Genomic DNA, 3,832 nt, shown 5'->3' with positions numbered 1-3,832 from the left:
GCGCCGCCCTGCCGCTCGCGCCCGGCGTCGCCGGCGGCAGCTACGATCCGGCGCTCTACGAATGCGTCAACGCCGGCGCGGCCGAGGTGCTCGCCGACCTGCAGGGCTTCCTCGAGCGGCTCTGGAGCGTGAACCCGACCGCCCGCATCATCCTCACGGTCTCGCCGGTGCCGATGATCGCCACCTACATGGACCGGCACGTGATGGAGTCGAACAGCTACTCGAAGTCGGTGCTGCGGGTGGCGGCCGGCGAGGCCTGCGCCTCCGGCGACCCGCGGGCGGTGTACTTCCCGGCCTACGACATCGTCACCAGCAACGTGAATGCCGGCCGCTACTACAACGACGACCTGCGCACCATCAACGACGCCGGCGTGCGCCACGTGATGCGCTCGTTCCTCGCCACCTTCGCCGCCGACCGCACCGCCCCGGCCCCGGTGCAGGCCGCCCACGACTTCGCCGCCGAATACGAGGGCACGGCGGGCGTGATCTGCGACGAGGAGCAGATCGAGCGCAGCGTGGCGTGAGGGGACGACGCGACCCGTCCCTTCCCTCCCCCGCAGAGGGGGGAGGGAAGCGCGCGTCGCGGATAGCCCCTACTGCAGGTGCTTCGTGTAGACCTCGCCCGCCGCCGCCTTGATCGCCGCGCCGCAGTCGCGCCCGATCCGCTCGGCGTCGGCGACCGGGCCCGAGCGCGAGGCGGCCCAGTGGCGGCTGCCGTCGGGGAGGAAGAGCAGGCCGTCGAGGCTGAGCGTGTCGCCCTCGATCCGCGCCAGCGCCGCGATCGGCGTGCGGCAGGAGCCGTCGAGCTCGGCCAGGAGCGCGCGCTCGGCGCCGATCGCCGTGGTGGTGCGGGCGCAGGCGAGCGGCGCCAGCAGCGCGTGGATCTCGGCATCGCCCGCGCGGGCCTCGATGCCGAGCGCCCCCTGCGCGACCGCCGGCAGCATCTCCTCGACCGAGAGCACCGAGCGGGCCATGCCCTCCAGCCCGAGGCGCTCGAGGCCGGCGAGCGCCAGCAGCGTCGCGTCGCACTCGCCGGCCTCGAGCTTGCGCATCCGGGTGTTGGCGTTGCCGCGGAGCGGCACGATGCGCAGGTCGGGGCGCCGCATCAGCACCTGCGCCGCGCGCCGGAGCGACGAGGTGCCGACCCGCGCGCCCGCGGGCAATTCCGAGAGCCCGGCGGCCCGCGGCGACAGGAAGGCGTCGCGCGGGTCGTCGCGGGCGAGGATGCAGGCGATGACCAGCCCCTCGGGCAGCCAGGTCTCGACGTCCTTCATCGAGTGGACCGCCACGTCGACCTCGTCGGAAAACAGCGCCTGCTCCAGCTCCTTGGTGAACAGCCCCTTGCCGCCGATCTCGGAGAGCGGCCGGTCGAGGATCTTGTCGGCCACCGTGGTGACGACGACGAGCTCGGTCTCCAGGCCCGGGTTGGCCGCCACGATCCGGTCGCGGACCATGCCGGTCTGGGCCAGCGCCATCGGGCTGCCGCGGGTGCCGATGCGGAGGGGACGCTGGATCATGTGCTTCTTGTCTCGCCCGAGCTTTGCGCGAGCATCGTCGGCGGCGGCGGGCGACGCAAGCGCTCGATCCGCTCCGACCCCGTCATTCCGGGGCTGCGAAGCAGAGCCCGGGATCCAGAGCCGCCGACAATGCCCATGACTTTCGCGTCGGCGTGTCCGGACTCCGGGCTCGCCTGCGGCGCCCCGGAATGACGGTGGAAGGGGCCGTCGGCGTCGCGCGCGTCCTCAGAACGCCTTCAGCACCCGTTCCGTGTGCTCCACGGCCGGCGGGCTCGCGAAGCAGGGGGAGACCAGGGCGCGGTAATCCTGCCACGGCTGCGAGCCGGTGAAGTCCCGGGTGTGGGCCTCGAGCGTGTCCCACTCGATCAGCAGGCGGTAGCGCTGCGGATGCTCGACCGAGCGCCGCACGTCGAAGCTGCGGCAGCCGGCGGCGACCCGGAAGATCTCCGCGGCCTCGGCGATGCCGGCCTCGAACGCCGCCTCCATCCCGGGCTTGATCTCGACCTGTGCGATTTCGAGGATCATCGGTGTCGTGTCCTTTGCGGCCGGAGGCCTACTGGAGCGGGCGGCCGAGCTTGCGCGCCAGGATCCGCTGCGGGCTCTTGTCCGGGTCGGCCTGGGCGGAGACCGGCAGGTAGGCGGTCTGCTCCAGCATGTAGCGGCCGCCCATGGCGCCGTGCATCACGAGGTCGGAGAAGGTGACCCAGGTCTGGCCCGGCAGGAACTCCACGTCGGCCTGGGGCGCGCCGGCCTGGTAGTCGGCGTCCTGCTTGAGCGCGTCGTGCAGGTGCAGCATCAGGTGGTCGTATTCCGAGCGCCGCGCCTTGGTGATGCGCAGGGCGGCGAGCAGCCGCGCCGAGAGGGCCGAGTAGCCCGGGAGCTTCGGCAGGAACTTGTCGGCCATCGAGCCGAAATCCTCGCCCACCCGCCACAGGCGCGGCTGGCCGCTCGGGTTGATGTTGCGGAACACCCGCAGGATGCGCTTCTCGCCGATCGGGTTGGAGGGGAAGGCGTCGACGTGCAGCCGGGTGTCGTCGCGGCGCCAGCTCATCTTGCGCCGGTCGACGTCGAAGGGCCGGTACGACGTGCCGGCGAGGCTGATCCCGCTCGCGTATTCCGGCAGGTGGCGCGCGATCAGGTCCTTGGAGAACGCCCGGTAGCGCACCAGCAGCTGGCGCAGCGCCTCCTGCTCCTCCGGCGTGCCGGCGGCGCCCCGGAGGGTCGCGGCCTCGCCCCGGATGTTGACGTTCTTGGCCTTGCCGTCGGCGAAGGGGCGCTCGGTGAAGCGCCGCTCGAAGTCGCTGAACGGGAAGTCGAGATCGGGGAACATCAGCACCGCGCCGCCTTCCAGGGCCGCGGCGAGCGAGCCGTTCGAGGCGGGCCCCGAGGCGGGAACGGTGAGGATCGGGCTGATCATGCGGGTCGCGTGTCCTGTCGCGGGGCCGGCGTCGCGGGTCCGCGGGTTTAGCCGAGGCTCGGGGCGAGGGCCAGCGCGGCGGTTTTACCGGTGGATGACGGCGCCGGCATCCTGTCATCCCGGGATGCCGCAGCCGCGACGCCTTGCGCAACCGATGCGAAGGCGGCACGTTCTCCCCCTGTTCCGGGCGGTCTCGCCCGCACAAGGATCATTCGCCGATGGCGACGTTGAAGGAATTCGAGGAGTCGCTGCGCGAGCACGGCATGAACATGGCGCTCGCCCTGCTGGAGCGCCTGCGCGAGCGCGACCGCGCGATCCGCACCGTGAAGCCCGCCCGGCGCCTGACCGGCCAGAAGATGACGCCGGAGCTGGCCCACGCCATCCTCGACCTGCACGCCTCCACCGGCATGACGCAGCAGGAGATCGCCTTCAAGGTCGGCGTGAACCAGGGCCGGGTCAACGAGGTGATCAAGCGCGGCAAGTGGCTCGACGGCGATCCGCACGCCCCCGAGGCCGTGGCCCGCGACAAGGCCCTGGCCCGCCTGCGCGGCGAGCCGACGGCGCGCAAGGCCCCCGCGGCGAAGCGCGCCGCGGGAAAGAGCACCCCGGCCAAGGCAAAGATCGTCCCGGCGCCCCGGCGCAACCAGGGGCAATTGGCCTTCGGCGATCTCTGAGGCGCCGGGCGCAGGCATCGGATTCGTCCGAGAGCCTGCAACCGGCTTCAGGACGATGACTTAATCCGTCAGGTCCGGGCTGAGGTCCTTCGGCCGCACGAACCGCTCCAGGCGGCCGTCGCCGTCGATCGCGCCCCAGCTATCCGCATCGAATTCGATCACCGCCAGCGCCGCCGTGGGGAAGCCCTGCGCGAGGCGGCTTCGCGCCGCGCGCGGGCCGGCGC

Annotated in this window: 5 protein-coding genes; 2 read left to right on the top strand and 3 right to left on the bottom strand. The window is 72.4% G+C overall.

The window, feature by feature from the left end; translation table 11 throughout:
* Positions 1-524, top strand: a 524-nt coding sequence (locus FV223_RS22370; protein ID WP_147729056.1) for a GSCFA domain-containing protein, incomplete at its 5' end; no start/stop codon positions are given.
* 69 nt (positions 525-593) lie between these two features.
* On the opposite strand, the gene hemC is transcribed toward FV223_RS22370, so the two are convergent.
* The 3 genes from hemC to FV223_RS22355 form a co-directional block, all read right to left on the bottom strand.
* Positions 594-1,517 (bottom strand): hydroxymethylbilane synthase, encoded by a 924-nt coding sequence (hemC, locus tag FV223_RS22365; RefSeq protein ID WP_147729055.1) that lies wholly within the window; start codon positions 1,515-1,517, stop codon positions 594-596.
* Between the two features lie 225 nt (positions 1,518-1,742).
* Entirely contained in the window at positions 1,743-2,042 is a 300-nt protein-coding gene (locus tag FV223_RS22360; protein ID WP_147729054.1) for an antibiotic biosynthesis monooxygenase family protein, read from the bottom strand.
* 28 nt (positions 2,043-2,070) lie between these two features.
* A complete protein-coding gene (locus tag FV223_RS22355; protein ID WP_147729053.1) occupies positions 2,071-2,934 on the bottom strand; it encodes a Kdo hydroxylase family protein in 864 nt (287 codons plus the stop codon).
* A 218-nt stretch (positions 2,935-3,152) separates the two neighbouring features.
* Between FV223_RS22355 and FV223_RS22350 the strand changes: the two genes are divergently transcribed.
* A complete protein-coding gene (locus tag FV223_RS22350; RefSeq protein ID WP_147729052.1) occupies positions 3,153-3,608 on the top strand; it encodes an RNA polymerase subunit sigma-70 in 456 nt (151 codons plus the stop codon).
* Positions 3,609-3,832 lie beyond the last annotated feature (224 nt).

Source organism: Methylobacterium sp. WL116 (assembly GCF_008039455.1).
Lineage (GTDB): Bacteria > Pseudomonadota > Alphaproteobacteria > Rhizobiales > Beijerinckiaceae > Methylobacterium.
This window is presented reverse-complemented; position numbering and strand designations above follow the sequence as displayed.